The organism is Flavobacterium suncheonense GH29-5 = DSM 17707 (assembly GCF_000430025.1).
GTDB lineage: Bacteria > Bacteroidota > Bacteroidia > Flavobacteriales > Flavobacteriaceae > Flavobacterium > Flavobacterium suncheonense.
In genome coordinates this window covers 1-1,539 of record NZ_AUCZ01000045.1, presented here as the reverse complement: position 1 = coordinate 1,539, position 1,539 = coordinate 1, and the positions used below count along the sequence as shown (strand labels likewise).

2 protein-coding genes are annotated in these 1,539 nt (G+C 32.8%); both read right to left on the bottom strand.

The genetic code is table 11. The features are described 5' to 3' along the window. Positions 1-133 precede the first annotated feature (133 nt). A complete protein-coding gene (locus G498_RS0110055) occupies positions 134-733 on the bottom strand; it encodes a DUF6705 family protein (protein ID WP_131387725.1) in 600 nt (199 codons plus the stop codon). 14 nt (positions 734-747) lie between these two features. After that, positions 748-1,539, bottom strand: a 792-nt coding sequence (locus tag G498_RS15000; protein WP_035754256.1) for a hypothetical protein, incomplete at its 5' end; no start/stop codon positions are given.

The window sequence follows — 1,539 nt, the reverse complement described above, 5'->3', positions numbered from 1 at the left end:
CTCGGGGCTTTGTGAAGTTGTAGAATTTTGGTAAATAACATTACAAATATAGATTAAATTTTATTTTATAAATTGAAAATTGCAGATACAAAATGTACCTGCAATTTTACAAAGCCCTTGTTGTAAGTGGTTTTTATTGTTTCACCATAACAAACTCTCCTTTAGGTAATGTGAAATCGGGAGGGTTCGGGTTATTGGAAAAATCTCTCATAATATGTGAAATCTTAACTTTTATAACATCTTGCCCTGAAACATTCATTCTTCTGATAAATAATTTTGCAACTCTACCTGTAGAAACATCATTAATTGACAACTTTAATCGTATTTCGTTCGGATTACATTCCGGACATTGCCACATCCTAAATTCATTAAAGTCTATAATAAAATTACCCTCAATATTATGTTTCCTTTGGTTGTTATAAATAGTATTAATTTGAGATAGCGTGTTGCTCACATCTACCCCATTAACAGTATACTGGTACTCCCCAATAATTAAATCTTCATAATACTCAGTATTGTATTGCATTACTTTTTTTTCTAATAAAATTTTAAACATTTTATTCCCATTGGTATAAATATATGTTCCCTCAAAAGGGGATAATAAGTCGTTTACGTCTTTATAATAGGCTCCATTAATTCTTGTACCGTCTCTATCAACCAAATCTATTACTGGATTTTGACTAAAACTTAAAGTGGTAGATGTTAACAGTGTGATAAAAATGATTTTTTTCATAATTTTTAGTTTTACTAATTGCATGGTATGTCTACTGTATTGTCTGTGGTTGTGTTTAATTCTAATCTGCTCCAGTTAGTTAAATCATTATTGGCTTTATAAAGCGATACATTTGTGTTTAACATTTGCTGTAAAAAAGCCCTTTCATAGTTTTTGTCTCCCTTTTCTTCTGATATAAATTTTTCTGTTAGCTCATCGTCTTTTAACTCTGCAATTTTATTTTTTTCCATTCCTGCAAATTCCGGACTGTTCAAAATCATATCGACAATATCCGCCGTTTGGTTGTTAAATACTATGGCATATGTTTGAAAAGCACCATTTTCATCCTGACAAGTTAGCAAAAAACTTGCCAATTCTGCATTATGAGGAGCAATATTTTGATTAATAGTATATAAGGTAAAAACATCACTCCAGGTAAACATAGGATAAGTGTCGTTAGGATGTGTATGAATTGCACTGTAAACATATCCACCGGCAGTTATTTTTATCATGTTCTTATCAGTTGGGGGGATTATTATATGACCAGTACCGCCACCTGAATTTCTTCTTAATAATGCTCCTTTTTCGCCCGATGGATTAACAGGAATATTGGTTTGTAACTCATTTTCAATAATGGATTTTATGTTTGGACCTATTGGAGACGGAGCAAATAATTTTTTTAATTTTTCACAAGGAGTGTTTTCTACCATTGTATCCTCAAGCACAGGACAATTCACTCGGGGGTCACACGGAGGAGCAGGATTGTTATAAACAGGGTGTGTATTCCCATTCCCATTAGAACCACCTTGATGCGGGTCTGGCGGACC

Bases quoted from the DNA above. Each gene is read 5' to 3' on its own strand.
- G498_RS0110055 (WP_131387725.1), bottom strand. From the start codon at position 733: ATGAAAAAAATCATTTTTATCACACTGTTAACATCTACCACTTTAAGT.